The 26,413-nt window shown below is 41.9% G+C and carries 26 protein-coding genes and 1 tRNA gene; 15 read left to right on the plus strand and 12 right to left on the minus strand.

Annotated elements, in window-relative coordinates; translation table 11 throughout:
- Positions 1-158 precede the first annotated feature (158 nt).
- Positions 159-932 (minus strand): adenosylcobinamide-GDP ribazoletransferase, encoded by a 774-nt coding sequence (cobS, locus tag VB740_RS02695; RefSeq protein ID WP_323198545.1) that lies wholly within the window; start codon positions 930-932, stop codon positions 159-161.
- Positions 933-1,306: 374 nt separating this feature from the next.
- Between cobS and VB740_RS02700 the strand changes: the two genes are divergently transcribed.
- From VB740_RS02700 to psbM, 5 genes are all read left to right on the plus strand, one after another.
- On the plus strand, positions 1,307-1,759 hold the full coding sequence (locus VB740_RS02700) for a hypothetical protein (RefSeq protein WP_323198546.1): 453 nt from the start codon (positions 1,307-1,309) through the stop codon (positions 1,757-1,759).
- Between the two features lie 246 nt (positions 1,760-2,005).
- Positions 2,006-3,154, plus strand: a complete 1,149-nt coding sequence (gene tgt / locus VB740_RS02705) for a tRNA guanosine(34) transglycosylase Tgt (protein WP_323198547.1) — start codon at positions 2,006-2,008, stop codon at positions 3,152-3,154.
- A 78-nt stretch (positions 3,155-3,232) separates the two neighbouring features.
- The gene (locus VB740_RS02710; protein WP_006195022.1) at positions 3,233-3,370 is read left to right on the plus strand and encodes a photosystem II reaction center protein K; all 138 of its coding nucleotides are present in this window, start codon (positions 3,233-3,235) and stop codon (positions 3,368-3,370) included.
- Between the two features lie 185 nt (positions 3,371-3,555).
- On the plus strand, positions 3,556-3,852 hold the full coding sequence (locus tag VB740_RS02715) for a 2Fe-2S iron-sulfur cluster-binding protein (protein ID WP_323198548.1): 297 nt from the start codon (positions 3,556-3,558) through the stop codon (positions 3,850-3,852).
- A 117-nt stretch (positions 3,853-3,969) separates the two neighbouring features.
- Positions 3,970-4,086 (plus strand): photosystem II reaction center protein PsbM, encoded by a 117-nt coding sequence (gene psbM / locus VB740_RS02720; protein WP_138497365.1) that lies wholly within the window; start codon positions 3,970-3,972, stop codon positions 4,084-4,086.
- 80 nt (positions 4,087-4,166) lie between these two features.
- Here the strand turns inward: psbM and VB740_RS02725 are convergent, their stop codons facing one another.
- The 3 genes from VB740_RS02725 to VB740_RS02735 all read right to left on the minus strand — a co-directional run bounded on the left by VB740_RS02725 (position 4,167) and on the right by VB740_RS02735 (position 7,118).
- On the minus strand, positions 4,167-5,018 hold the full coding sequence (locus VB740_RS02725; protein WP_323198549.1) for a universal stress protein: 852 nt from the start codon (positions 5,016-5,018) through the stop codon (positions 4,167-4,169).
- Between the two features lie 422 nt (positions 5,019-5,440).
- A complete protein-coding gene (locus VB740_RS02730) occupies positions 5,441-6,706 on the minus strand; it encodes a glutamate-5-semialdehyde dehydrogenase (protein ID WP_323198550.1) in 1,266 nt (421 codons plus the stop codon).
- 4 nt (positions 6,707-6,710) lie between these two features.
- Complete coding sequence (locus VB740_RS02735; protein ID WP_094348002.1) at positions 6,711-7,118, minus strand: hypothetical protein; 408 nt, start codon at positions 7,116-7,118, stop codon at positions 6,711-6,713.
- A gap of 316 nt (positions 7,119-7,434) precedes the next feature.
- On the opposite strand from VB740_RS02735, the gene VB740_RS02740 reads away from it, so the two are divergent.
- Positions 7,435-7,656 carry a hypothetical protein gene (locus tag VB740_RS02740; RefSeq protein ID WP_323198551.1) on the plus strand — a complete coding sequence of 74 codons (222 nt, stop codon included), beginning with the start codon at positions 7,435-7,437 and terminating at the stop codon, positions 7,654-7,656.
- A 342-nt stretch (positions 7,657-7,998) separates the two neighbouring features.
- Here VB740_RS02740 and VB740_RS02745 read toward each other — a convergent pair.
- The 3 genes from VB740_RS02745 to psbZ form a co-directional block, all read right to left on the minus strand.
- A tRNA-Gly gene (locus VB740_RS02745) sits at positions 7,999-8,070 on the minus strand.
- A 126-nt stretch (positions 8,071-8,196) separates the two neighbouring features.
- Positions 8,197-8,775, minus strand: coding sequence for a 6,7-dimethyl-8-ribityllumazine synthase (gene ribH / locus VB740_RS02750; protein ID WP_190893873.1), 579 nt, complete (start codon positions 8,773-8,775; stop codon positions 8,197-8,199).
- Positions 8,776-8,964: 189 nt separating this feature from the next.
- The gene (psbZ, locus tag VB740_RS02755) at positions 8,965-9,153 is read right to left on the minus strand and encodes a photosystem II reaction center protein PsbZ (RefSeq protein ID WP_323198552.1); all 189 of its coding nucleotides are present in this window, start codon (positions 9,151-9,153) and stop codon (positions 8,965-8,967) included.
- A 150-nt stretch (positions 9,154-9,303) separates the two neighbouring features.
- Between psbZ and VB740_RS02760 the strand changes: the two genes are divergently transcribed.
- Together VB740_RS02760 and VB740_RS02765 are read left to right on the plus strand one after the other, a co-directional pair.
- Positions 9,304-12,018 (plus strand): CBS domain-containing protein, encoded by a 2,715-nt coding sequence (locus VB740_RS02760; RefSeq protein ID WP_323198553.1) that lies wholly within the window; start codon positions 9,304-9,306, stop codon positions 12,016-12,018.
- Positions 12,019-12,043: 25 nt separating this feature from the next.
- A complete protein-coding gene (locus VB740_RS02765) occupies positions 12,044-12,625 on the plus strand; it encodes a Uma2 family endonuclease (protein WP_323198554.1) in 582 nt (193 codons plus the stop codon).
- Between the two features lie 21 nt (positions 12,626-12,646).
- On the opposite strand, the gene VB740_RS02770 is transcribed toward VB740_RS02765, so the two are convergent.
- Positions 12,647-13,369 (minus strand): Uma2 family endonuclease, encoded by a 723-nt coding sequence (locus tag VB740_RS02770; RefSeq protein WP_323198555.1) that lies wholly within the window; start codon positions 13,367-13,369, stop codon positions 12,647-12,649.
- Positions 13,370-13,711: 342 nt separating this feature from the next.
- Between VB740_RS02770 and VB740_RS02775 the strand changes: the two genes are divergently transcribed.
- From VB740_RS02775 to VB740_RS02800, 6 genes are all read left to right on the plus strand, one after another.
- Entirely contained in the window at positions 13,712-13,891 is a 180-nt protein-coding gene (locus VB740_RS02775) for a hypothetical protein (protein ID WP_323198556.1), read from the plus strand.
- 304 nt (positions 13,892-14,195) lie between these two features.
- Positions 14,196-15,830 (plus strand): ribosomal protection-like ABC-F family protein, encoded by a 1,635-nt coding sequence (gene abc-f, locus VB740_RS02780; RefSeq protein ID WP_323198557.1) that lies wholly within the window; start codon positions 14,196-14,198, stop codon positions 15,828-15,830.
- Positions 15,831-16,203: 373 nt separating this feature from the next.
- The gene (locus VB740_RS02785; RefSeq protein WP_323198558.1) at positions 16,204-16,530 is read left to right on the plus strand and encodes a DUF6825 family protein; all 327 of its coding nucleotides are present in this window, start codon (positions 16,204-16,206) and stop codon (positions 16,528-16,530) included.
- 150 nt (positions 16,531-16,680) lie between these two features.
- Entirely contained in the window at positions 16,681-18,369 is a 1,689-nt protein-coding gene (locus tag VB740_RS02790; protein ID WP_323198578.1) for an AarF/ABC1/UbiB kinase family protein, read from the plus strand.
- A gap of 17 nt (positions 18,370-18,386) precedes the next feature.
- On the plus strand, positions 18,387-19,112 hold the full coding sequence (locus tag VB740_RS02795; protein ID WP_323198559.1) for a Stp1/IreP family PP2C-type Ser/Thr phosphatase: 726 nt from the start codon (positions 18,387-18,389) through the stop codon (positions 19,110-19,112).
- A gap of 690 nt (positions 19,113-19,802) precedes the next feature.
- The gene (locus VB740_RS02800) at positions 19,803-20,000 is read left to right on the plus strand and encodes an NblA/ycf18 family protein (protein ID WP_041565841.1); all 198 of its coding nucleotides are present in this window, start codon (positions 19,803-19,805) and stop codon (positions 19,998-20,000) included.
- A gap of 459 nt (positions 20,001-20,459) precedes the next feature.
- Here VB740_RS02800 and VB740_RS02805 read toward each other — a convergent pair whose 3' ends face one another.
- The 4 genes from VB740_RS02805 to VB740_RS02820 all read right to left on the minus strand — a co-directional run bounded on the left by VB740_RS02805 (position 20,460) and on the right by VB740_RS02820 (position 25,684).
- Complete coding sequence (locus VB740_RS02805) at positions 20,460-22,013, minus strand: serine/threonine-protein kinase (RefSeq protein WP_323198560.1); 1,554 nt, start codon at positions 22,011-22,013, stop codon at positions 20,460-20,462.
- 662 nt (positions 22,014-22,675) lie between these two features.
- Complete coding sequence (locus VB740_RS02810; RefSeq protein ID WP_323198561.1) at positions 22,676-23,689, minus strand: glycosyltransferase family 2 protein; 1,014 nt, start codon at positions 23,687-23,689, stop codon at positions 22,676-22,678.
- 222 nt (positions 23,690-23,911) lie between these two features.
- Positions 23,912-24,358, minus strand: a complete 447-nt coding sequence (locus VB740_RS02815; protein WP_323198562.1) for a hypothetical protein — start codon at positions 24,356-24,358, stop codon at positions 23,912-23,914.
- A 111-nt stretch (positions 24,359-24,469) separates the two neighbouring features.
- Positions 24,470-25,684, minus strand: coding sequence for an anhydro-N-acetylmuramic acid kinase (locus VB740_RS02820; protein WP_323198563.1), 1,215 nt, complete (start codon positions 25,682-25,684; stop codon positions 24,470-24,472).
- 76 nt (positions 25,685-25,760) lie between these two features.
- Between VB740_RS02820 and VB740_RS02825 the strand changes: the two genes are divergently transcribed.
- A complete protein-coding gene (locus tag VB740_RS02825; RefSeq protein ID WP_323198564.1) occupies positions 25,761-25,901 on the plus strand; it encodes a hypothetical protein in 141 nt (46 codons plus the stop codon).
- Positions 25,902-26,413 lie beyond the last annotated feature (512 nt).

Consider the following 26,413-nt stretch of genomic DNA (forward strand, 5'->3'; position numbering starts at 1 on the left):
ATTGGGCATTGGGCATTGGGCATTGGGCATTGGGCATTGGGCATTGGGCATTGGTCAATAATCAATAGTTCATCTCCCCCTGCTTCCCCTGCTTCCCCTGCTTCCCCTGCTCCCCCCACTCCCTACTCCCTACTCCCCACTCCCCACTCCCCCACATCTCAAAAAACAGTCAGTACACACAGAAACAAGGCTTCAGTCCACTCAACGACTGCGCCGTAGGTGTCTCCTGTGTGTCCGCCTAGTTTGTGGTTGAACCATGCAGCAGTTAAAGTGGCGATCGCACTTCCAGCAATTATCATTGCCAGTGCGAGAAATAGTTGCTGTTTATCTATGAGCCAAAGTAAAGCACTCAAACCAAACAGCAACAATACTCCTGGTAACAAATCTTTGGAAGTACGAATGGCTTGTTTGTGAAGCGCACCTTTGCCAGTTGGTTTTAGATAAGGATATCGCGCGATCGCCACCTGTTGCCCCCAACGTCCCCACCCACAAGCAGCCATCAGCAGCAACCAACGGTTTTCTGGCATATCTGTCAAAGCAGTTATTTTTAGTAGTACCAAGGCGATCGCAGCCATTGCCCCAAAAGCACCTGTGGCACTATCTGCCATCACCTCCAGCCGCCGGTCTGGGTCGCCCACTGCCAAACCATCAGCAGTATCCATTGCCCCATCTAAGTGCAATCCTCCAGTTATGGCAATCCAAACGCTGACTACTAAAGCACTACGAGTTAACACTGGCATACCCAGATAATCCATCCCCGTATCCAGTAATCCTAAAATTCCCCCAATTATTAACCCTACAAGCGAAGCAAGACGTGCTACTCCCCGAAAGTCTAAGCCGTGCAAATACGGTAGTGGAATACTTGTGTAAAATATAATACTAGCTGCCAGCTTTAACAGCAGCTTTTTCCACCACTGTTGCTGTTTTGTCATCTGAGGTACATTAAGATTTGGTTAATTGCTGGATAATAGGCTTAATTTCGGTAGAACCGACATGAGCAGACTTTAAAACTTTAGATAAGATTTACTTCTATAAGAGATTCTCCTTAAAAATTTTGTTATGCTAGTCTAAGTGCTAGATAAATAATTAGAGTACTTTTTATACAAAAAACGAATGATTCAGGAAATTAAAATTCCATCAGGGATCAAAATTGGTGTTTTGTATTCGTTAACCAAAAACTTACTCCAAATTATTAGACGATTGCCGCATAAAATTGATATTTTTTAAATGTAGGAAGTAAACAAGCTATTCAATTATGACTGTTTAGCTATGTTGTCGCTCTCCTTAGCTCAATCGCTATTTTCCTATGAGTCACCATCTACCCGACACCAGGATACCAGCTCCGTGCATTATTAACACGGGCATCATTGTGAATAAGCTCGACATCCGGCGATTGCTGACAGATTTAGGTCGAGTCCACTACATCTACACCCAAGAAGATAAGGTACTGAGCGAGGGTGAAGGGGATGTGATGGAAGTTTATGCCAATCCACAAAGGTCTACCTTAGTGGCTAACCACGCCCTATATCTGAATGTTTGTAGTTTTGATTACTTAGAACTAAAACAGTCGTCGCAACAGGAAACCTATTTTGATTTGATGCAAGAAGGAGTGTGTCTGCGGTTGATTCCCCGCTCAACCCCTATACAAGAGCGACGAGAGCGAAACTTCAATGTCAGCGCCATAGAAGCGATGATGGAGCAAGTCCTCTCAGCTAGGTGGGATGCAGAAATTGACGATGACTGTTCTGATTCTTTCTAAAATAGCGAGTATTATACCAAATTTATCTGAGGCTGCGCTTTATTGATGTAGGGGCAATTCATACATAAATTGCCCCTACATCGTATAGTTTTGCGTAAGTCTTAACCAACTTTGGGGGTTTAAGTCCCCTGCAACTAATAAGCACCGTGTTTTGTGTCGGGGTTTAAATCTCCGTCACAAAACGTAATTGCGAATTGCGAATTGCGAATTGTTTTAATAGGCGCATCTTCAAAAATCTAAAATGGCATGAGTGCGAATTTTTCCTTTGAATGTCTTGCTTGCTGTAGTCAGACAAAAGCTAGAGCAGGAGTGTTTTTTACTCCTCACGGTGTTGTAGAAACCCCCAGATTTATGCCAGTGGGAACGCTGGCGAATGTCAAAACTATCACCCCATCTCAGCTAAAAGATACTGGGGCGCAAATGGTCTTATCCAATACTTATCATCTTCACCTACAACCAGGAGAAGCGATCGTGGCTGGAGGTGGTGGGTTACACAAATTTATGGGTTGGAACGGGCCAATGCTCACAGATTCAGGTGGGTTTCAAGTCTTCAGCTTAAGCGAGATGCGAAAAATTACTGAAGAAGGTGTCACTTTCCGTTCACCCCATGATGGACGAATTATTAACTTGACCCCAGAGCGTTCCATTGAGATTCAAAATACTTTGGGGGCGGATGTGATTATGGCCTTTGATGAGTGTCCGCCCTACCCAGCTACTCGCCAAGAGGTTGAAACTGCAACTGAGCGCACTTATCGCTGGTTAGAACGCTGTATAACGGCTCATCAACGCAGTGAGCAGGCTTTGTTTGGGATTGTGCAAGGGGGCGTATATTTGGATTTGCGTTGCCGTGCGGCTGAAGCTTTGGCAAAGTTGGATTTGCCCGGATATGCCATTGGTGGTGTGAGTGTAGGAGAACCGCCAGAATTGATGGCTGAGATTGTAAAAGTCACAGCACCGCTTCTACCGCCTGAAAAACCGCGTTATTTGATGGGTGTCGGTACTTATCGGGAAATGGCGATCGCGATCGCATCTGGTATAGATTTATTTGATTGCGTCATTCCCACTCGTTGGGCGAGACATGGGACGGCAATAGTCCAAGGCGGACGCTGGAATTTAAAAAATGCTAAGTTTCGTGAAGATTTTACGCCATTAGATGAAACTTGTCCTTGCTACACCTGCCAAAATTTTAGCCGGGCTTACGTATCTCATTTAGTGCGATCGCAGGAAATTTTAGCTTATACTTTGTTGAGCATTCACAACATTACCGAACTAATTCGCTTTACACAAAAGATCAGAGAAGCAATATTGAGCGATCGCTTTGCCATAGAATTTGGTCACTGGCTCAACTCATCTGAATCAGCACCAGATGAAGGGGAAATTACAAATGACTATTGACAAATGATCAAGACTCAAACCATGTTAAGATATTTCTCAATTATGAAAGCTGTGTTGGATAGGTGGATTTAAACAAACATGGAAGCAGCACTTTTATTAGCGAAACTGCCTGAAGCTTACCAAATCTTCGATCCTTTGGTGGACGTTCTCCCAGTCATCCCCGTATTCTTCTTATTGCTTGCTTTCGTTTGGCAAGCAGCCGTGGGATTTAGGTAAGTTAATCTATTTTTCAATTTATAGAACAGGTGTTATGCCTGTTCTATTTTTTTGTGGCGCTATATTTGATTAAGTTAATATTTATTAATATTTTGTAATGATTTAATATAATAAATAAGATGTGAATCAAGCCATGTCAATATGAAGCCTTGAAAGCCAAGCTTAGAGTCAAGGAGGAATTAATTATGGGTAATATCAAGTTCGTTAAAGAAGATAAAGAAGTAGTAGCGGCAGATGGTGCAAATCTCCGGCTCAAAGCGATGCAAAATGGCATTGATATATATAAATTTATTGGTAAGATGACCAATTGCGGTGGTAATGGTCAGTGTGGTACTTGCGTTGTCGAGATAGTCGAAGGACTAGAAAATCTTTCCCCCCGCACAGACGTAGAAAACCGTAAATTCAAAAAAAAGCCGGAAAATTATCGCCTTGCTTGTCAAACTTTAGTGAATGGCTCAGTCAGTGTGGTTACGAAGCCTTAAGTTTTGTGGAATCAACCGTGGTTAACATGTGACAAAGTAAAAAATTTGGGCTAACTCTGTCATTGATAATGCTATCCTAATGTTGTTGACTGGAAATTTAAGAGAGGCTTTCTTGCCATGCAAGTTAATGACCTGGGGTTCGTAGCGAGCATTTTGTTCGTACTAGTCCCCACTGTGTTTTTACTAATTCTGTACATCCAAACTGCTAGCCGCGAAGGTGGAAAAGATAGTTAAGAGTTTGTGTATCAAATAAATAACCCCTGCACCAGTAGTGTGGGGGTTTTTATATATCAACCACTAACTCTATTTTGACTTTAAGCGATCGTCCGCGCCAACAGTACCGGACAAGTGGCATTAACTCGAACATAGTCAGACAAAGAAGAACCGATGAGTCTGTCTATATCGACAAAACTCTTAGCGATCGATGGACGACGATCGGGAGAACCGAGCAATAATAAGTCTACATTCAACTCTTCTGCCAACCGACAAATTTCTTCACCGGGTTTGCCACTGCTGATATAAGAACGAGATTGGATACCCTGTTTTTCAGCTTCTGCAACTGCGGCTGCTAAAACTGGATTTTTGTCTGAACTAACTTCAGTTATTTCCGATTTTTTACCACCTAAATCTGTCGCAACATTTGTCAAAATTAACTGCCCACCCTGAATATCTCGCAGTAAAAACAGTGCCAATTTCAAGCAGTTTTTTGCGGAATCAGAGTTGTCTATTGCCACCATAATGCGCTTAATTCTTTTGACATAAATATCATCTTTTACCAGCAACATGGGGCGAGAAGATAGCTGGAAAACATACTGGCTGACTGAGTTCGATAAAATTGATTGCAGCCGCTTAAGTCCGCGTGAACCCATAATAATCAAGTCAGCGTCAATCTCATCAGCTACTTGGCAAACTACATCTTTGGGATCGCCTTCACGTAAAATTGAAGAAACTTCGCTAGGATCTAAGTTCAAAGTTTGAATAGCATTCGCTAGAATTTTACCACCATTTTCCCATTTAGTTGTCATGGTAGCAGAAGTACTCTGTGCAGGAACAACATGCAAAATTGTAACTTTTGCAGATTCAATTGAAGGGATTTCTCTCAGGGCTTTGAGCATTTCTTCTGCGTGTCCCAATCCCGATACAGCCAGCAAAATTCTTCTTATCATATTATGTGATTTTTGTTAAGTTTACTTTTGTTTTCGCTGTTCGTACTTGGCTCTGGTAATATTTTTACCGCCTTGCTTGACAACCTAGTTAGTTAAGTTGGCACAAATAAACTTTGTTTTTTAGTATTTAACACTCAAAAAAATTGCAAAGTACAAAAAAGTCAACAAATGTTTAAGTTTATTTGCACCTATTTACTTAAATTCTCAACTAGACTCCAATTATTAAGCATACTCTCAACTTAGACTGAAGAACTTAATAAATTATGATGTTAGTTATTATTTTTAATCTATGTTCACTTTTTTTAATTAGAACTTAGTTAAGTATTGCAAAGAAATGTCAAAAAGGCTTTTCTGTGTAATCTTTAGGAGGCGATCGCTCTGAAAAACTACTATTTCCGACTTGTGTGTACACCGTAGCCTAGTTAAAATCTGCCATTTCCCTGAACAATGTGCTTAACGGTGGTCAAGGTTTCTAGGCTGATAAATCCCCGACGATGGCCTTTTTGGTTAGACATGCCGAGAAACACTGAATCTCCCCGCGAGGGGTTACGGGAAAAACGCGGGGAAGTGTTTATGTAGGTAGAGGCACTGTTAACTCCTAAGGCAAACTGCCGACTTTCCTGATAGGATTCAGTAACGATGGAGTCGGCATGACCACTGCTGTGTTCATTAATCCAGGCGATCGCACCCTCTAAGCTATCCACCAGTTTAAAAGCTACTGTCCTAGTTAAATAAGGGTTTCTCCATTCGCCTTCCTTCGCCAACTGCAACTGGGGAAAGGCTTCTACTAGTTCTGCATCCCCTTTAATTTCAAAGCCTTTTTCCATCAAGCTGTTCCACAGAACTGCCAAGGAGGATGGCAAGGCTTGGCGATGAATTAGCACCTTTTCAATGGCATTAACTTGGTCTGGTTCGCTCTGATGGCTATCAAGAATCATCCAGCGCACCATTTCTAAGCTGCTATTGAGCGACCAATAGAGATAACAGTTACCCATTGCTGACTTTAAGACTGGGCAAGTTGAATGTCGTACTACCTGCTGCATTAAGGTAGAACGTCCGTAGGGAATCACTAAATTTACGTACTGGTCTTGGGTAACTAAATCCCGAATCGAAGCACCATGTTCTGCTGTGATCAGTTCTAGACAGCCCGGAGCTAGACCAACTTCTGCGATCGCACTTTGCATTATCTCAGCGATGACCGCGTTAGAATGGCTAGCTTCAGTACTGCCTTTGAGAATAATACTATTGCCAGTTTTGATACAAAAACCCGCTGCGATCGCCCCTAAATCTGGGAACGCTTCATAAATAAATCCAATCACTCCCAAGGGCATTAACTGGGTGTAACTCTGGGAATCTTCGAGTTGATAATCAGCGGTTCTGACGCGCCGCAGCGGATCTGATAATTCCCCCAACCGTTGTAAAATGTCCACGGTCATTTCTAGCCTTGTGGGAGTCAGCTTCAGCCAGTCCAATATCAACTCTGGCACTGCCATTTCTCGACTGGCTTCTAAATCCAAGGTATTGGCTTCTAGAATGTCGTCAAATGAGCGCTCAAGAGCTTGTGCCATTGCCAGTACTGCACGACTCCGGTCTGCTCCCTTTGTGATCCCCAATTTTAGGGAAGCATGATAGGCTCGTTGGGCACTAGTAATCGGTTCGGGGTGGTCATCCAAAACTTCAACAGTCATTGAGTTAACGTCTGTAGGTAAGCCAGACCATTAGTGCTGGCAGAATAGCCAATAGCACCGCCACCATTGCCCAAGCAATAATGCTGGAACCATTTGCCAATCGCAGTGCTAATGGCAGCCATATAATCACTAGCACGAAAATAATGCCAAGTGCTATAGGCAGATAGCTTTCTCCCAAGCGGGGATGGACAACATGCCAACTATTTCCCATCCAACGCCAAGCCCTTTTGTAGGGATAGGTGGTAGAAAGCTGTTCTAGGACATGACCATTATCTTCTACTACAAAGATTTGCTGACAGCGATCGCAACCAAATGCTTCTGTCAGCGTAATCGGAATTAACTGACCCCGGCGACGACAGGGACAGGGGTATTCGGTATTGAAATCTATTTTTTCAGGTTTTTGAGATTGCACAAGCGTTCTAATAACTTGGGCGTGTTTTACACGAATTACGAGAATATAAGTCTTGGTAAATGCCTGATAAGGCTTCTCTATTATTTATATAGATGGACAGGCTCTCCAAACATCGCCATGATTGCAGACAGTAGATGCAGCCAACTTTAAGTATCGTAATTGCCATACCAGTATAGGGTCGTCTGTTTGAAGTCTTTCCCAGTAGTTGGCAATCTTGTTTAAAAATTTCCTTCTCTTCATCTGTTGCTTTCAAGGTAAGTGGTTGCGTTTTTGGGCATTTATTATGCTGACACATCTGGTACAATTTTAAGTCTACGTGGCGATCGCTCTAAAACAAATCGTTTGGGAAGGCTACGCTCATAAACAACAAACACCAATAAACCCGCTAATTTTCCTTTGGGTAACTGTATATTACTATCCAGTTATCAAGTTTATATCGGGATTCCGTCCAATCTCTATTCCTTGGATTCCACAAGCGTTTCAAGAGCGAGAATTGCCAAAACATCCAGAGCGTGTGTGTGACTCTTTCTCCAAATAGATTGTGGCTAACTTCACTGCTAAAAAACGCTTTGCACCTGACTGCACTACTATTTAACTAGCCACCTTTAGTTCAGTGTAATACACCCTACATAAAACGAATTGATTACACTTATTAAAGATTGTAGCCAAGCTAATGTATATCTACACCAGCCTAAAGTTGGGTTTTATATTTCTTAGCAAGTGGGCAATATTCAAATTGATTGAGTAGACGATTTGTTTGCTCGATCTGTCCACATTGGCAGAGGTTCACAAAAGTGGAGCGCAAATCGACGAACACTTCATTGCACCCTAAAAATACTAAACCCCTTGGATTTGAAAATTCCAAGAGGTTTTAGTCGGAAGCGGGTGACGCGATTCGAACGCGCGACATTCACCTTGGCAAGGTGACGCTCTACCACTGAGCTACACCCGCAATCAATTGCCATATATCAATATCTCAAATTTATCCCTAATTGTCAACCCCTTTATTTATTTTGGTCATTGGTCATTGGTCATTAGTCATTAGTGAATGACAAAAGACAAATGACTAATGACTCATTTAGCCGAGTTCTTCTGACTCCGCAGTTAAATTACCTATGCTCGCACTTTGAAAAGAGGCTGGCAAAGACTGGCTATTACGAGAATATGGCTCTGCCAGGTTAGAACGCAGTTGCCGCATCAGGCTTGCCATTTCTAGGGCATTCAGGGCATAATCCCAGCCATGATTACCTTTTATGCCTGCCCGTTCTAAGGCTTGCTGCATAGTGTCTACTGTCAAAATACCAAAAATTACTGGTACTCCTGTTTGAAAGCTAGCGGCAGCGATGCCTTTAGAAACTTCGGCGGATACATAATCAAAATGGGGTGTTTGTCCTCGAATGACTGCACCTAGACAAATTACAGCATCATAACGATGGGAAAGTGCTAGTTGGCGAGCTACTAAAGGTACTTCAAAACTTCCCGGAACCCAAACATAGTCCACCTGATCGCCTTGGGGGTTAGGATCTACACCGTGGCGTTTCAAGCAATCTTGACATCCCTCTAGCAGCTTTCCGGTAACTAGGTCATTGAATCGACCAATTACTACTGCAAACCGTAAAGGCTCCGTTTGGGTAAAAGTTCCCTCGAAAACTGCCATGACTGCCTCTTAATCAACTATACTTCTGGCCAATATACATTTCTTATTAAAATGTAGAGGAGCAGGAAAGCACGGTCAGAAAAAAGAAAATCGGAAAAAATTTCTCCTTTTTTCCTTTGGTTTTTGACCTTGGCTTTTCTGCCCCTCTAGTTCTTATATTATGTGCCTGCGCCAGAGCGAAGCCGTCACTTACACGACAAAAAAGTTTAACAAACCAACTAAAAACACCAAACCAATCCAAGCGGCGGAACCAACCCAGAGCAGTTTTTTAGATTCAACCCAATTTTGGGGAGTGGCGTAAGCAACTGGAACGCCAACAACCAGGACAAAAGACAATAGGACTAGACCTATCAAGGCAAATTGGAATATTATGGTCATTTTTGCTTCTCCCAATACAGCGAAATACTAAGGATAGAATATCCTAAAGGGCGACACTGACACTTTCTTATTATTTTTAAGCTAGCAGAAATTGCAACATTTTAGTCATTTGTCCTTTGTCTAAGTACCAATGGCTAATGACTCGTAACTATGGATTTAATTCTTTGCCACACAACAGCAGATTTTGACGCACTAGGAGCTGCGGTAGGGTTAACGCGCCTACTACCGGGAAGTAAGATTGTGCTGACTGGCGGTTCTCACCCTCCTGTACGGGATTTTTTAGCATTGCATCGGGATGAATATCCGCTGATTGAACGCCGTTCGGTGAATCCAGAAAAAATTCGTTCTCTGACTGTGGTGGATACGCAACACCGCGATCGCTTGGGTAAAGCTGCTGAGTGGTTAGATTTACCCAATCTCAAAGAAATTATAGTTTATGACCATCACTTAGGACAAGAATCAGATATTCCTGCCACGGAATCATATATTTCCTCAGTAGGAGCCACGACAACTTTAATCGTTGAAAAATTGCAACAACAGGAAATTTCCTTAAATCCTGTCGAAGCAACTGTGATGGCTTTGGGTATCCACGTTGACACTGGCTCTTTGACTTACGACCAGTCCACACCACGGGATGCCCTAGCTTTGGCTTGGTTGATGCAAGAAGGGGCAAGTTTATCAGTAATTTCTACCTACCGTGACCCCGGATTATCTCCGCAATTGCAGCAGCTATTAACTGAATCGCTGGAAAACTTAGAATATCTTTGTCTACGCGGATATACGGTTGCTTGGGTAACTCTAAGAACTAAAAATTTTGTGCCTGGGTTATCGAGTTTGGCATCGGAACTCGTAGAATTAACCGAAATTGATGCCCTACTGTTGGCTAATGAATATGCTTTGGATGAAAGTGATTCACGCTTAACTGTAATTGGGCGATCGCAAATTCCCAAAACAAATCTTAATCTATTATTCCAACTCTTGGGCGGCGGCGGTCATTCACAAGCCGCATCGCTAAATCTAAGAGGAGTGGATTCACAAGCAATATTAAAACAACTCCTTGACGGGGTAAAAGCACAAATTCCCCACCCCCTCACCGCTAGGGATTTGATGTCTTCTCCTGTTCGCACGATTCTACCTGAAACCACAATTGCTGAGGCACAGCGAATTTTGTTGCGCTATGGACACTCTGGTTTATCTGTAGTCGATACTCAAGGGCAACTAGTAGGTATTATTTCGCGCCGGGATCTTGATATCGCCCTGCACCACGGATTTAGTCATGCGCCAGTCAAGGGCTACATGACAAGAAATCTGAAAACAATTACACCAGATACAACACTGCCACAAATTGAAGCGCTGATGGTAACTTATGATATCGGACGCTTGCCAGTATTGGAGAATGAGCAGTTAGTTGGTCTTGTCACTCGTACTGATGTTTTACGCGAATTACATCAAGAAAGGGATGAAGATGGAGAAGGGGGAGAGGAAAAATTCAAAATTCAAAATTCAAAATTCAAAATTCCTCTTAGCACTGAGTTGCAAAATCGCCTTGCTCCTCAGTTATGGCAACTACTCACCACAGCATCGCAAGAAGCCGAAAAACGGGGTTGGCATCTTTATCTTGTCGGGGGTGCGGTGCGGGATTTGCTGTTAGCGGAAGCAACATCGGACACTTTGATGATTAAAGATATTGACCTAGTAGTTGATGGCTTTCACAAATCAGCAGATGTTGGCGCTGGTGTGGAACTAGCAAAAGCACTCCAGCAACTTTACCCTGCGGCTCGTTTAGAAATCCACGGGGCTTTTCAAACTGCGGCTTTGTTGTGGCACAAAGACCCAGAATTAGATTCTCTTTGGGTAGATATTGCCACAGCTAGAACAGAGTTTTATCCTTACCCGGCGGCGAATCCAGAGGTTGAGGCGAGTTCCATTCGTCAAGACTTGTATCGTCGAGATTTTACCATTAATGCGATCGCTTTGCGCCTCACCTCTCCCCGTTCCGGTGAATTACTCGATTTCTTTGGCGGTTTACTCGATTTACAAGCTAAACAAATTCGGGTTTTACACCCCAACAGCTTTATCGAAGATCCCACCCGCATTTATCGCGGCGTGCGCTTTGCCGTGCGCTTCGGATTTCAAATTGAACCGCAAACTGAAGAGTTTATCCGCTATGCAATCAACAGTGGTGTTTACGATCGCACTTCCCAAGAGAATACCAAAACTCCAGCCCTGCAAACTCGCCTGAAAACAGAATTAAAACACATCCTAGAAGCGCCCTACTGGAAATCAGCTTTGCAGTTACTCGATAACTTAGGGGCGTTGCAATGTATCCATCCTACCCTCAAACTAAATGCAGAACTCCTGCGACAATTACGCTTACTAGAACGATGCTTGCAGCGATTTGATGCTGAACAAACCCTCATCCATTGGGAAATGCGCTTAGAAGCGTTAATCGCCCATCTAGCACCACAATATCGAGCGAAAGTGGCAAAGAATCTGCAACTGCAAGAGGATAGCATTAAATGCTTGCAAAACTTGGCTTCTGCCCAAACTGAGGTGATGGAATCTTTGCCTAAGTCTCAAAGTCCCAGTCAAGTAATGCAGTTGTTGCGACAGTACGACTTACCAATGCTGATTTTAATTGCTTTGCAAAATCCGCGATCGCTTAGACATCAGATTTGGGAATATTTAACTGTTTTGGCGAATGTGCAGCCACTACTGAATGGCAATGATTTAAAGAAACTGGGTTACAAACCAGGGCCGCAGTATCGGCAAATATTAGATGATATGCTTGCTGCTACCTTAGATGGAGTAATTAAAGATAAGGCTGAAGCTGAGGAGTTTTTAGCCAAGCATTATCCTCATTAATTTATATTTCACACATCTGGTTTTTATGCAAACACAAACACCGAAAAAATCCTACAGTCCAGAGGAATATTTACAACTAGAGGAGACATCAGAATCCAAAAATGAATATAGAGATGGAGAAATAATTCCTATGGCTGGGGGTACGACTAATCATAATGAAATCGCAGGTAATTTTTATGCCAATTTTAAATTTACGATGCGGGGTAAAAATTACAAAATCTACATGGGTGATGTGAAATTGTGGATACAGCGTTATCGGATCTATACTTATCCTGATGTCATGGTTATTCAGGGAGAACCAATATATGAGGGAACTGGCACTACTACAGTCACCAATCCCATAATGATTGTGGAAGTATTATCTAAATCGACAGAGAATCACGATCGAACTAATAAATTTAGATTTTATCGTTCTATTGCGACACTCAAAGAATATATTATGATTAATCAATATGAATATCTTGTTGAGCAGTTTAATAAAAATGCTGAAGGGCAATGGGTATTAACTGAATACGAATCAGTAGATGCTGTATTATCACTAAAATCAATAGGGTTTCAAATTTCCTTCAGCGATATTTATCAAGAAGTTAGTTTTGAAATAGAATAGTCATAATGCGATCGCAGTAGTCTAAATTGTCTCTGGATCAATATTTAACTCCCGCAGTTTTGCTGCTAAACGTTCTGCCTGTTGTTGGGCTTGTTCAGCTTTTCGTTCGGCTTGTTCTGCCTTTTGTTCAGCTTGTTCTGCCGTTTCTTCCGGTGTTGGTACTAGTTGCCCATCTCGTGTAAAAAACCGCAATAAGCCTTCATAAACTCCCAAGTATAACCCTAGCTGATGACTCCACAAATATCCTTGTTTACTTGCTTGTAAAGGTTGATATTCTCCATCTACTAAATGAAATCCAGCAAATTCTAGTGTGTAGGGGTCAAACCAAAAATAATCGGGTGTGCGGAAGGTATCTTGATAAATTTTTTTCTTTAAATTTTTGTCAGTATTCGCTGTTGAGTCAGACAAAATTTCCAGAATTACATTTGGATATTTGCCATCTTCTTCCCAGACTACCCAACTTTTACGGGTTTTACGTTCAGTTCCCAGTACTACAAAAAAGTCTGGCCCTCGGAAGTATTCTGATTTGCGTTGGCGCGGACTGTAGTAGATAGTCAGATTTCCCGCCGCATAGAAATCATTTTTATCTCGCCACAACCATTCCAGACATGTTAAAAGTAGGATTATTTGCCGTAAATGCAGTTCGCTTTCCAAGGGAGGCTCATCACTGTATAAATCACCAGGGGGAAATATAACATCTTGGCAGATGCCTTTTTGATCATCTAATTCTTGAGCTATGGTCATAGAATGGATACGGCATCAAGTAGTTATGGATTTATTTTAGCAGTTTTGTAGTTAGCGATCGCCTATTTTTAAGGTAAGGGTAAATAAACTATTCGGTTTTGATATTCATCTTCTTCTGATGCCAAAGTAGGTATTATTAATTCTTCTATATTTTCCAGGGCTATTTCATTCTTATATAGTTCGCCTCCAAATGAATTCACCTCTCTGATAGCGAAAATCTTCTTAAGACGACTGAGAAAAGTTTATAGTCCGTTTTAACGGACTTTAGCTATTAGCCCGGAACTTCAGTTCTGGGCGGTTTCTGTCTGCAACGAAATAGCCCTGCTATATTTTCACGTTGACTTGTCTTTCAATTCGGAGTTGGCGTTTAACAATAGTTATTTCTTCTTGTGGGATGGGCGTCTCGCCTGTCCTGGGGCAGGCAAGATGCCCACCCTACAAGAGTATTTAAGACAGAATCAAACTGCTGTAAGTCTTTCTAGTAGGGCTGGGGAGTGTGGAAATAGAAATAGCGATCGCTAGCCTTCCGAAATACCTTCATGCTACACTGTAGTCAATATCAAACCTCATCACAACTCCAACGAGATAGCACAAATGAAGTAGTACCAAACACCTCTTGCGCCAAAGCAACAAATGTCAACGAAGAATAAACGCAACTAGTTTGACAGGGTTACTTCACATAGTCATGCACTAAAAATATTTTCATCACTCGTATTTACATTAAACCGCTTGATAAGTGTCTGCGGCTAAGTTTGTTTTGTGTCTAATCTACCCGTAATTGTTGTGAACACGCGGGTGGAAGCTTGCGAATTGAGGTTTGAGAATAATGCCGAAAAAATCAATATTATTAGCTGATAATTTAGCCTACGAACTCAGCTTGGATAGAACTTTGTTTCAAAAAATCCAGGTGAGTATTGAAGCAGACGATCGCATCGCTTTAGTAGGTTGCAATGGTGTAGGAAAATCAACCCTACTCAAGATGCTTGCAGGTCAAATTAGCCCCAGCGCTGGTTCAGTTTTACGTAATGGTGTTGTCTACTATTTGCCACAAATCAGCACTATTAGGCAAGAAATTACAGTAGATACAGCACTGAATTTTTTGATTTCCACCTCTGATGAATGGTGGAAGATTGAGGATATTTTGCAAACACAATTTGATACAAATATTGATTTGTCTCTACCAATTACTAACTTGAGTGGAGGAGAACTCACAAAACTATTTCTAGCAATTGGTTTAGCTCAAGAGCCAAATTTGCTGTTGCTGGATGAGCCAACTAACCACATGGATTTGCAAGCTTTAGAAAGCTTGAAGCAGTTTCTTCAAGATTTTACAGGTGCTTTTGTAATTGTCTCGCATAAGCCTTTTTTCTTAGACCAAGTGACAGATATTACTTGGGAACTTACACCTGTTGGCTTGAAAATATATGGTGGTAATTTCTCGTACTATCGAGAACAGAAAGAAATCGAGTTAGAAGCAGCATTGCGATCGCACGAAGCCGCTAGAAAGGAACTCAAACGTACCCAAGCCACAGCTATGCAAGAACAGCAACGCGCCGCCCAATCTAGCCGCAACGGTCGCGCCAAGTTTCTTAATGGCAGTATTGATAAAATGGCAGCAGGGCTGATTAAAACTAAAGCTGAAGTGTCTAGCGGAACTGCGAAAAAGAAACATGAAGCAGCAGTAGCAAAGGCTAATCAAAAGGTTGCAGAGACGAAAGTCAAAACTACCAAAGTAACGAGTATTCAGCTAGAAGAAAAAAATCAAAAGCGCCGAAATCTCATTAATATCCAGGGTGCAAATCTTAGGATATCAGAACGTCTATTGATTCAAAATATTCAACTGCATGTATCATCTGGCGATCGCATAGCTATTATCGGCGCAAACGGCTCTGGTAAATCGAGTCTGGTAAAAGCAATTTTGGGGATGGAAAACCAAACAGCAGTTTTGGAATCAGGTGAGGTTTTGCTTGCACCAACCATGAAAGCTGTATATCTCGATCAAACCTATGAATTGGTAAATCGCCAATACACACTTTTGGAAAATATGCAAGCTGCCAATCCTAATCTCAGCTATCAGCTTTTGCGTCAACAACTGGGACACTTTCTCTTTAAATATGATGACGTTCACAAAAGCGCCTCTGTGCTGAGTGGGGGTGAATTAGCAAGGTTAGCGATCGCTATGATCAGTATCTCAGAAATCGATCTACTGATTCTCGATGAGCCAACCAATAACCTGGACATTGAAACTGTTGAACAAATGGTAGTAAGTATCAATGAATATCAAGGAGGGCTTTGGGTAATTTCTCACGATCTAGATTTCCTTAGCCGGATTAATATTACCCAAAGTTTCCAATTGAAAGAGCAAGCCTTGCAAATGACAACCTATTTACCCAGTACACCAGAGCAATATTATCGAGAATTGCTGGAATATCACCAGATATATTATTCCAGACCAATGTAGCTCTCGTTTGTGTCCCCGCATCTTCTATTTTTATTTGCCAGGGCTGAAGTCGCACACCGCGTTATATAAATAGACTTGTCGCTTTATAAAAAATTAGTGTCTGAAACCCTTGCTTTGCCTGGCTCGAAAAATTCAAAACCTTTATTAGGCGACAAGTCTAATCTCTAACTCCCGAATACGGTTCGGATCAGCACGGGAGGCAAGAGGGTGATTGTTCAGTAATTCTTCTCTCAAGAACAGCTTCTTTTTTCCCCCTGGCTACCTCAACCCAGAAATTCCTTAACCGAACGCGAACGTTATTGACTTCCCAGCAGAAGCCGTAAAGCATACAGGCAAGTTATAATTCTCTTGCGGATCAAAGTAACAAAAATTTATGAGTAACCCCCTTGTGCAAGCCTTTTTCGTAGGCAGAGCAGTAGCTGAAGTAGTTAATGAGCGTTTAGAAGTCGCCTTGACCGATGCATTAAGTGATCTGGGCAAGTTCGATGCGGAAGCTAGAGAGCAGTTGCGCCAGTTTACAGAAGAAGTTCTAGAGCGGGCAAATCGGTCAGCAGAAGCTGCTAATAGCGGTCAAGCTACTACAGGTAGTGGGCAAGCTACTTCTGATTCAGGTGACTTGCAAGCAGATATTGATGAATTACGAGCAGAAATTGCCTTGTTACGAACAGAATTGCAACATCATCGCAGAACTTCTGCATAAATTTAGTCATTAGTCATTGGTCATTAGTCATTGGTCAAAAATTATGCACAAATGACAAATGACAAAGGACACTTAACAAAAAAGGGTTTAGGAATCAGAGTGTCTTTTCTTCCAAGTGATTCGGTTGCAAACCAACGGTACACAAAGTATATGGAACAAGGTTATTCAGAGAAGGCATACCGTTGGAATCGGGAAAAATACTCTAGCAGACGGCGTTTTGTGGACATTTGGTCTTTTGTCTTAACCTTAATGTTCCAACTTTGGCTATACAACAAATCTTGGAGTTATCCGGGTGGTGTGACTGAGGCAAAGCAAGCTGCAAGACGTAAAACCCAAGCGGTTTGGATTCGCACTACCCTGCTGGATTTAGGGCCAACCTTCATTAAAGTAGGGCAATTGTTTTCTACCCGTGCTGATATATTCCCCGGTGAATATGTAGAAGAACTAGCCAAATTACAAGACAAAGTACCGGCATTTAGCTATGAACAAGTAGAAGCAACCATTGAGAAAGAATTAGGCAAGAAAATTCCTGAACTCTTCCATAATTTTGAACCTATTCCCTTAGCTGCCGCTAGCTTGGGTCAAGTACACAAAGCTGTGCTGCATACAGGGGAATTGGTTGTTGTCAAAGTGCAACGTCCTGGACTAAAGAAGTTATTTGAAATAGATTTACAGATTCTCAAAGGAATTACCCGCTACTTTCAAAACCATCCCAAATGGGGACGGGGGCGAGATTGGTTAGGTATTTATGAAGAGTGTTGTCGCATTCTTTGGGAAGAAATTGATTATCTTAATGAAGGTCGTAACGCCGATACTTTTCGCCGAAATTTTCGCGGCTACGATTGGGTGAATGTCCCAAGAGTATATTGGCGTTATGCCAGTTCCAGAGTGCTGACTTTAGAATATCTCCCTGGAATTAAAATTAGCCAATACGAAGCTTTAGAAGCAGCAGGTTTGGATCGAAAGGCGATCGCTCGTCAAGGCGCTCAAGCCTACTTACTACAGTTGCTCAATAGTGGCTTTTTCCACGCCGATCCTCACCCAGGCAATATTGCCATTAGTGCAAATGGTGCTCTGATATTCTACGATTTCGGCATGATGGGGCGGATTAAGTCCAACGTCCGCGAAGGATTGATGCAAACACTGTTTGGGATTGCCCAAAAAGATGGCGATCGCGTTGTTCAGTCTCTGATCGATTTAGGCGCGATCGCACCAACTGATGATATGGGGCCAGTCCGACGTTCCGTCCAGTACATGCTGGATCATTTCATGGATAAGCCATTTGAAAACCAATCGGTGGCAGCAATTAGTGACGACCTTTACGAAATAGCTTATAATCAGCCATTTAGATTTCCAGCAACCTTCACTTTTGTGATGCGAGCCTTTTCTACTCTAGAAGGGGTAGGCAAAGGTTTAGATCCAGAGTTTAACTTTATGGAAGTTGCCAAACCATATGCAATGCAGCTTATGACCGATATGAATGGTTCTGAGGGGAATAGCTTTCTTAACGAATTAAGCCGTCAAGCAGCTCAGGTAGGTAGTACAGCGTTTGGTCTACCACGTCGGTTAGAGGATACGCTAGAGAAGTTAGAACGGGGAGATATGCGCCTGCGCGTTCGGTCTATAGAAACTGAACGGCTGTTGCGGCGCCAAAGCAGTATTCAGCTTTCAATAAGTTATGCTCTGTTAATCAGTGGTTTTACACTTTCAGCTACGATCTTAGTGGCTACCACCAAATATGTATGGTGGGCACTAGTGCCTGGTTTAATTGCAGCAGGGCTTTCAGTGATTCTGATCCGACTACTTTTACGCCTTGACCGTTACGATCGTATGTATTAATTGTTGCAAAAAAATTTATGAAACTTAATTTCACGGGTTTTAGCGATCCGGGACTTATTCGTTCTAATAATCAGGATGCTTACTATATCGACCCAGAGGGGCGGTTTTTCATTGTTGCAGATGGCATGGGTGGTCATGCCGGAGGTGAAGAAGCAAGTCGCATTGCCACTGGAGAAATTCAGGCGTATTTGCTGGCAAATTGGGAATCCTCTAAATCTTCTCAAGAACTGTTAGAGCAAGCTTTGTGGGGTGCTAATGAAGCTATTTTGCAGGATCAGCAAAATCATCCCGAACGCGCCGACATGGGTACTACGGTTGTAGCAGTAATTTTTCGCTCCCCAGAGTCGCCCTGGTGCGCTCATGTTGGTGATTCGCGGCTGTATCGCTTCCGAGAATCGCAATTAGAACAAGTAACTGAAGACCACACTTGGGTAGCACGGGCAATCAAAATCGGTGACATCACTTTAGATGAAGCACGATTACATCCTTTTCGTCATGTATTATCGCGCTGTTTGGGGCGTGAAGACTTGCATCAGGTTGATGTGCAACCACTAGATGTAAAAGCTGGCGATCGCTTGCTGTTATGTAGTGATGGTCTCACAGAAGAACTTGTCGAACAGAAGATTGCTAGCTGCCTCCAAGAAACTCCTTGGCTTGATAAAGCCGCCATCTCTCTAGTTGAGGCTGCCAAAGACCACGGAGGGCACGATAACATCACAGTTGTCATCGTCTCACTTGACTAAATAGTTATGAGTTATTCAACTTTAAATTTTGGATTTTGGATTTTTCATTCAATCCAAAATCCAAAATGGTTATGAGTTTTTGCTTCTAATCCAGATTTGGTAGATATACTCAGCAATTTGTTCAGTGTGAGCATTTTTCGTTTTTACAATTTGATACAAATACTTTTAGCCTCAAAAGTAACCTAATGAGGCTAAATTTGCATAAATTGATAAATTGACATCTTGCATGTAATAGGGTAGAGCGATTATAATTCACGCTTATTACCATTTATTCCCCAAAATCCTTAAAATCCCTGCCCTTCAAAGCTCCTTTCATAACTGGGGGAGGCAGCATATTAGTTTTTCCGAAACAGAAAAACTCTCAAGGGTTAAGGATTACATCTGAGCTTCTCCTCAAAGGAGAATTGTTCAAAGCAGTAAGGAGTCACGAGGTATTTATACTTATTTTAGGCAAAACAAAGCCTATTTTCCGGAATATGCCTCAACTGACTTGGGTGGTATATCAGTAGGATTATGTGCAAGATATCAGAACAGAAAAAATCCACATTTAGGATGTGGTTAATGTGTCAAACAGTTGTTATCTTTCTTAATACGGAGGAACAAATGTTGGACAGTTAATAGTCCAAATATTATCCAATTTGGGCTTCTGTGAGCGATATCACCTTTACGCGTTCTTTTTCGGAGTTAACTATGAACCAACCAATGAAACTATCCTTGGAACAGCAATTCAGCATCTGCTCATTCGCTACTCAGGTGCAAAATATGAGCCACGATCAAGCTAAAGACTTTTTAGTAAAGCTCTATGAGCAAATGGTCGTGCGCGAGGCAACTTATCAAGAGCTTCTTAAGCACCAGTGGGGCTTAGATTCCGGTTCCACTATGGCATAGAGTCGTTCTACTGTCGCAGTGGGCGACCTCCTTCTCTTGCTTGGTTCCAAGGAGGAAAAGAGCTGGGGATGTCGGGGCGTCAACTTCGATAAATAATACTACAAACCTTGGACAAAAATTCAATTCAAAAAACTAAAAATGAGCAAACTTATCTACGACACATTTGCTATAGCCTAGATTTATCTTTTGCAGGACAAATCTTGGATGCTTTAGCTAGACTTCCTTTCATCTCGTCTAGTGTGCGGATTAACCTGTGTAAATCTACAATCTCCCGGAACTATGTACAAAGGAAGATTGAGAGAGAATTTAAATAGCCGTGATTTGGCAGCTAGTTTTTTCACTCTTTATACATATAACTAGAACTTACAACTTTATACATATTTTGTTTATAAAAGTTTACATATTTTGAGTGGCCACACCTTGGCTACATCGAAAACATGTAACATTAAGAAATTATTCCTAGTTGGAAAGATCGTATGGTGAGTCTGTATCAATACTTTCCAGTTTCGCGAGAGTTTGAGGCTTAATCTTTTCGTACTCTCTTTTAAGTAAATTTTTACTAATTTGGGGATCGGCAGAGGATATCAATGTGTTGCTCATTGCGACCCACTCTTGCAGTCGTTGGCGCTGGGCAGAAGCAACGCCAGAAAGCAAGATATGGCTACAGCGATTTGGTGTTTCTCGTGCAAAGAACAACAGGCGGTAGTAACCTGTGTGCTGTAGTAACCGAACAATTTCTTGACCAAGATTGGTTTTGAGATCAAGGTAGTAAGGCAACCATTTAGCGCCATGTTTGCGGTTGTAGATGACAGTAATCCATAGCAGCATGGGATGGGGAATAGAGATGAAAAGAAATTGGTTATAGCGGGTACAGACTAAGCGCTTTTGAATTTCCTCTTGCGGTAGCATCACCCACAGAGCTGGTAAAAGCTCTCCATTAGTATGAATGGGCTGGGGAAACACAATATCGGCAATTGGTTTATTTTGAGGCCAAGAAATGGTGTTAGTGATGTCATCGTTTGACCAAGATACCCGCAAATCGGCTTTTGTCTTTTGTTCAAGCTCATTGCTCACTGGAATAGTAGGAACTAGCGCATGGCTATCTTGCCTGATTTTCCCTGTATGCTCAGGCTTTTCTAGAGATGCTAAAACTCTGAGGATTTCAGCGATATTTTGGGGGCGATCGCGTGCTACTTTAGCTAGACAACTCATCACCAAATTTTCGATTTCTTTTGGTAGCTCTAATCCAGGCACAACCTCAGCAAAAGAACGTGGTTTTTGATAGTGATGTGTTTTATACCATGCTCCAAAAGAGTGAGTTGGTGCCACTAATGGCATTTTGCCTGTGAGCATCTCAAACATCATGACGCCCAAACTATAAATATCAGCACGGTTGTCTAACTCCTTACCCTCCATCTGCTCGGGAGAAGAATAAGCCAATGTCCCCAAGTAGAATTTTGTATGGTCGCCGTCTGACTGTAATAACTTAGCAATACCAAAATCTAGAACCTTGACCAATTCTCCAAAACTGGGATCTTGAATCACCAGCATATTGCTTGGCTTGATATCGCGATGGATAATTGGGCAAATAGTGCCCTCAACTGGGATGCCATCATGGGCGCACTGTAATCCCAAGCTGAGTTGACGCGCCATACTCAGGAATCTTGGTAAAGGCAGCCGTTGCTTGCGAATAATATTGTTCAGGCTTTGTCCTTGTAGATATTCCATGACGTAGAACGGGGTGTTATTGTCATCTACGCCATAGTCCATGACTCGGACAATGTGGATACTTTTTTGCCCTAGTAAAGCACAGGTTTTTGCTTCTCGCTCAAAGCGGTCTTGCAATCGCATCTTTTCATTTTGGATTGATAGCGCCAGAAACTTAACCGCAACAGGTACACCTCCCAACAAAGTATCTTTAGCACGATAAACCCGACCCATTGCTCCAGTACCGATTAACTCCTGGAGTTGGTAGCGTTTGCTTAGTAAGCGACCAATATTGGGGTCTGACATAGAGAATTTGAATCCAAAAGCAGGTTGTAAGTATTTGCGAGGAAAAGTGCATTCAAACTGATATTTGAGTTATTGCGCCCAGAATGACTTTCTAGGCTCATACCGTCTCATTGTGATGTAATTTTAGTTTGCCCAATTTTCACTAAATAGATAACTCTAGGATCTGGTAAAACCTTAATTAGGGAGCACCACACTCACAACAGAGTTCTCAGAACTAAGTAATGAGTGCGGAGTTTTGAATATTAATAAAGCCTAAGGAGACGAAATGAAGCCGTGCTGGGCAGGTTTTTTAAGCTCCAACCCCTTATGCCTCGTAAATAATGCTCTAGCTTATTAGGATTTATGACTGTTATTTTAACGTGATTTTAGACGGCTTATATAGTGTCCGCATAATTAGCCCAATCAAAAGGCCTTTAAGAAGTTTTACTATTTAAAACCGTCTTTCTGCAAGTGGGAGAGAAACTTGAACTTGAGTTTAAAGCAGCGAAGGGTTCGTCAAACTTAGGTTATTTTAGTGGGCAATTACCGAGAACTAAAGTTTGGCTTAATTAGTACTTTTCCCCTATCTATAGCAAGGTTGTTCTCTACATTTATTTTGTAAGTAGGGATCATTCCAGTGATTACGTAAGGATGGATTATTTATTGAAAAAAATTGAATAGTACTAATTGGTAGTTTTTCGTTGTCTCTGTATGTTATAAGAAATGTCAAAAACTGATTTGTTACCCATCACATAATATTGGATTCGACGACCGATAATATTATTCAATCGTGAAATAAAATCATAAAAAAAGTATGGGTTTTTAAACATTTCTGTCAATGCTGTTAACCATTTTCCTTCTTTTAAAGGCTCTACAACTTGAAAGTAAGCTAGATGTTTTTTATAGACCGCAACATTATAAGATAAAGCACGCATTAAAGCTGGATTATTTTTCACAACCTCTTGTTGCATAAAAGAATTACTAGCATTCAAATATTGATTTAGACGGGACAATTGGCTTTTATATACAAGAGAGCCGGGGCGTGAGCGGTAGAAATAATAAGGTTTTGGCTCAAGAAAAAAGCGAGCACCTTTTATTAAGCATTTCATATCAATCCAAAAATCTTGGCCCATCCTGATAGCATCATCATATTCAATGCCGTGCTTAACCAAAAATTCTCGTTTGAATAGAGGCTTACTTAGACCAAGATGCAACCCTGGTTCTCCATAGACATCAGTTTCTACAAAATAAACGATATCAATTTGGAAAATTTTATCTATACGTTTTTCACTTTCTTGAATCAATGTGCTCCAAGGAGATGTTTCGCCATCCTTGATTAAATAAAGATCGTCAGCAATCATGTCTGCATTTCTCTCATGTGCCAGTGACACAAGCTTTTCCAATCTTTCAGGAGCATACCAATCATCTGAATCAAGCACAGCAATCCATTCTCCTTGGGCTGCTCTCAGAGCAAAATTACGCGCAGCAGCAGCCCCAAGGTTTTGTTGATTAACTATTACTTTAATACGTGGGTCAGTAAAACTTTTAGCGACTTCTACAGTTTTATCACTTGAAGCATCATCGACTATGATAAGTTCAATATCTGTGAGCGTTTGCTCTAAGACTGACTCTATTGCCTTTGCAATATAAGCTTCAGTATTGTAAGCAGGGATAATGACAGAGACTTTAGGATTCATGAAACTGGACTCCAGACTACACGATTCGGTAAAAATACTAAAAGTCTAACAATAATTTGATAATTTCTTATTTAGTATACAACTCAGTAGGTTCGTGAGAATAAACGATGACTCTTTGAGGTCAAATATGAGACATCAGGCGTTGAGGCAGCAGTGCATTGGCAGAAATGTTTGAGCGGCAGGCTCCTTGCCTAAACGCACAGCAGTGAGGCAGCGCTACCCTTAAGTTGACTGACGCTCTAGGCTAGCTTCCATTGTGTTAGTTAAAAAATGACCAGCCAAGATGCCACTACTAAGGTAGTATGTATCTTCCGAAATTCGGTGCAGGGTTTCAAAACCACTACGACGCTGGCGATCGCCTATTACCCAGTAACGCTGCACAATAGTATCTAAACCAATCCAGCCTTCACCTTCAACCTGCCCTAAAATATTATGTTGAAGTAAAAAAGTATACTGACGCTCTCCCTCATGCAGCCGCCCCTTGTATTGCAGAGAGATTTCTGAGCGATCACTACCTGGAAATACCAACTTTGTAGCCATAGTGAACCAATTATCTCGGTTCCAAGCGACCAAGGTCATACCCTTGACGCTGATTGGCATACCATTACGTTCCAGCCAATTTCCTTGCATTGCCCAGCGTCCTGGTTCCAATAAAAAAGTATGAGCCACCTTCTATATTCCCTGCCTTGATCGAGTGCCGCCAAGACTACAGTTATAGCAGTGCTAAGTTACCAGTGCTGAATGAAGAAATGTTTGATCTTATTGTTCCTGTTTCAAGATTCAGGAGTAACTTTGGTGAATTTCTCCCAAAAGCACTTCTTGAGGTGCCCCAGTCGCAGTAGGTAGGTTGCCAGGAATACCCAAATGTCGCCAGTAGGCTAAAACTGCAAAGGCGATCGCTTCTTTAAAATCTGCACTTAAACCGACTTCATCTGTAGTCAATACTGGTATTGATGCTAACAACAACTCTAATCGACTTTTCAAATAGAGATTGCGGCTACCACCACCACATAATAATACCCGCTGTGGCATTTCCGGCAAAAAAGTGCGGTAACTATGAACAATTGAAGCAGCTGTAAGTTCTGTCAGAGTTGCCAGTATGTCGGCAGTGTTAAGTTGGTACGCTTGGGCATCTTTTAAACACTGATGCAGGTAAGCCACACCAAATAACTCTCGACCAGTAGATTTGGGCGGCGGCAGATGAAAATAGTCTTGGTTGAGCCATTGTTCTACCAAGGGATGGCAAGGAGTACCACTCGCTGCCCAATTGCCATCTTGATCGTAAGTTTTAGCACCAGCGCTTAAATGCTCCACCGCTAGATCCAACAGACTATTTCCTGGACCAGTATCCCAAGCGCGAATTTTTGAGAGCCAGTCGCCATGCCGAGGCGGAATATAAGCAACATTACCAATACCACCAATGTTTTGTATACAACGCCCCTCTTGAGGATGGCTGAGTAAATAGGCATCGACTCTGGGCACGAGAGGCGCACCATGACCACCAATATCGATATCAGCAACGCGGAAGTTGCTCACAGTTGTAATGCCCGTAAGATGGGCAATTAATCCACCGCGCCCTAGTTGCAGACTGTAACCTAGTAGGGAGTGGGGAGTGGGGAGTGGGGAGTGGGGAGTGGTTCCTATTCCCCTATCCGCAGGTGGTCGATGATAAACTGTTTGACCGTGGGAGCCAATGAGAGTGGTTGGCTGATGACCAGTTTGAATATTTTGGGCCGCTTGGGCAAAGACTTGAGCGATCGCATCATCTATTTCTGCCAATTCTGCCATTGAGATGGCAACGCCTGCACCAACTGCCAATATTTTTTCTCTGAGTTCGGCTGGATAAGGATATGTTACCCCAGCTAGCAACTCAACTTTGAGATCCAATTCTGTACCAGATATCTCTACCAACGCAGCGTCTATGCCATCTACGGATGTGCCACTAATTAAACCGATAACGCGAGTAGAGACAGCAGCTTCTTCAGTTGGATGCATTGATCAAGACTCTTTTGTTGCAAGATGTAGTTTAATTCATGTTACTACCCATGTCAAAAAAACTCAGGTGGCATAGTTGACTGAAGACAGACAAATTGTCAGAGAAGTGGTGAGAGGCAGCCGACAGCTACCCGTCAAAGAAAGTGGTATTTCTTTGAAGCAGAAAGAAGAATTCAGTTTGAAATTACAGCAATTCCAGAGTTATGAAAGGTATTAGAACTGCCCTAGATGTATTAGACATCTCCACAAATTAATTATGCGTTACCTGAAACCCTTGTAGAGACGTTGCAATGCAACGTCTCTACATTCATTCTCACCAGATGTCTATTGTGATTGATGCAATCGTTTGTCAGAAAGAGATTGTGCAGTTAATCACTCTAGAATTATGCAGATTATGTAATTACTTTAAATAAAAACCAATATAATCTTGGTCGTGAGGTTGAAAAACTATTCAGCCAAGGGATAAGCACAGGTTTTTCAGAAATTTGCATAGCATAATACCTCATGCCTTCTTGACCTAGAACCCTAAAAATATGAACTGCCTGCGAATCACAAAATGGCACTGTTTATAAATAAATCTTGTTTACAATTTAGCACTGAGAACTTCGCATTTTCTACATAAAGCTATAGATATCACAGAACATAATATCAGTGATTATCCTCTAAATAAAGCCCAATAACCTGCATTTCTATCTGGATATAGTCAAATCAAAAAAGTAGTAATCCTTC

This window comes from Nostoc sp. UHCC 0251, from assembly GCF_034932245.1.
Lineage (GTDB): Bacteria > Cyanobacteriota > Cyanobacteriia > Cyanobacteriales > Nostocaceae > Nostoc.

What these genes read in the sequence shown, in the direction of transcription:
- cobS (WP_323198545.1), bottom strand. Translation starts at nt 932, where the DNA reads ATGACAAAACAGCAACAGTGGTGGAAAAAGCTGCTGTTAAAGCTGGCA.
- VB740_RS02700 (WP_323198546.1), top strand. Translation starts at nt 1,307, where the DNA reads ATGAGTCACCATCTACCCGACACCAGGATACCAGCTCCGTGCATTATT.
- tgt (WP_323198547.1), top strand. Translation starts at nt 2,006, where the DNA reads ATGAGTGCGAATTTTTCCTTTGAATGTCTTGCTTGCTGTAGTCAGACA.
- VB740_RS02710 (WP_006195022.1), top strand. Translation starts at nt 3,233, where the DNA reads ATGGAAGCAGCACTTTTATTAGCGAAACTGCCTGAAGCTTACCAAATC.
- VB740_RS02715 (WP_323198548.1), top strand. Translation starts at nt 3,556, where the DNA reads ATGGGTAATATCAAGTTCGTTAAAGAAGATAAAGAAGTAGTAGCGGCA.
- psbM (WP_138497365.1), top strand. Translation starts at nt 3,970, where the DNA reads ATGCAAGTTAATGACCTGGGGTTCGTAGCGAGCATTTTGTTCGTACTA.
- VB740_RS02725 (WP_323198549.1), bottom strand. Translation starts at nt 5,018, where the DNA reads ATGATAAGAAGAATTTTGCTGGCTGTATCGGGATTGGGACACGCAGAA.
- VB740_RS02730 (WP_323198550.1), bottom strand. Translation starts at nt 6,706, where the DNA reads ATGACTGTTGAAGTTTTGGATGACCACCCCGAACCGATTACTAGTGCC.
- ribH (WP_190893873.1), bottom strand. Translation starts at nt 8,775, where the DNA reads ATGGCAGTTTTCGAGGGAACTTTTACCCAAACGGAGCCTTTACGGTTT.
- psbZ (WP_323198552.1), bottom strand. Translation starts at nt 9,153, where the DNA reads ATGACCATAATATTCCAATTTGCCTTGATAGGTCTAGTCCTATTGTCT.
- VB740_RS02760 (WP_323198553.1), top strand. Translation starts at nt 9,304, where the DNA reads ATGGATTTAATTCTTTGCCACACAACAGCAGATTTTGACGCACTAGGA.
- VB740_RS02765 (WP_323198554.1), top strand. Translation starts at nt 12,044, where the DNA reads ATGCAAACACAAACACCGAAAAAATCCTACAGTCCAGAGGAATATTTA.
- VB740_RS02770 (WP_323198555.1), bottom strand. Translation starts at nt 13,369, where the DNA reads ATGACCATAGCTCAAGAATTAGATGATCAAAAAGGCATCTGCCAAGAT.
- abc-f (WP_323198557.1), top strand. Translation starts at nt 14,196, where the DNA reads ATGCCGAAAAAATCAATATTATTAGCTGATAATTTAGCCTACGAACTC.
- VB740_RS02785 (WP_323198558.1), top strand. Translation starts at nt 16,204, where the DNA reads ATGAGTAACCCCCTTGTGCAAGCCTTTTTCGTAGGCAGAGCAGTAGCT.
- VB740_RS02790 (WP_323198578.1), top strand. Translation starts at nt 16,681, where the DNA reads ATGGAACAAGGTTATTCAGAGAAGGCATACCGTTGGAATCGGGAAAAA.
- VB740_RS02795 (WP_323198559.1), top strand. Translation starts at nt 18,387, where the DNA reads ATGAAACTTAATTTCACGGGTTTTAGCGATCCGGGACTTATTCGTTCT.
- VB740_RS02800 (WP_041565841.1), top strand. Translation starts at nt 19,803, where the DNA reads ATGAACCAACCAATGAAACTATCCTTGGAACAGCAATTCAGCATCTGC.
- VB740_RS02805 (WP_323198560.1), bottom strand. Translation starts at nt 22,013, where the DNA reads ATGTCAGACCCCAATATTGGTCGCTTACTAAGCAAACGCTACCAACTC.
- VB740_RS02810 (WP_323198561.1), bottom strand. Translation starts at nt 23,689, where the DNA reads ATGAATCCTAAAGTCTCTGTCATTATCCCTGCTTACAATACTGAAGCT.
- VB740_RS02820 (WP_323198563.1), bottom strand. Translation starts at nt 25,684, where the DNA reads ATGCATCCAACTGAAGAAGCTGCTGTCTCTACTCGCGTTATCGGTTTA.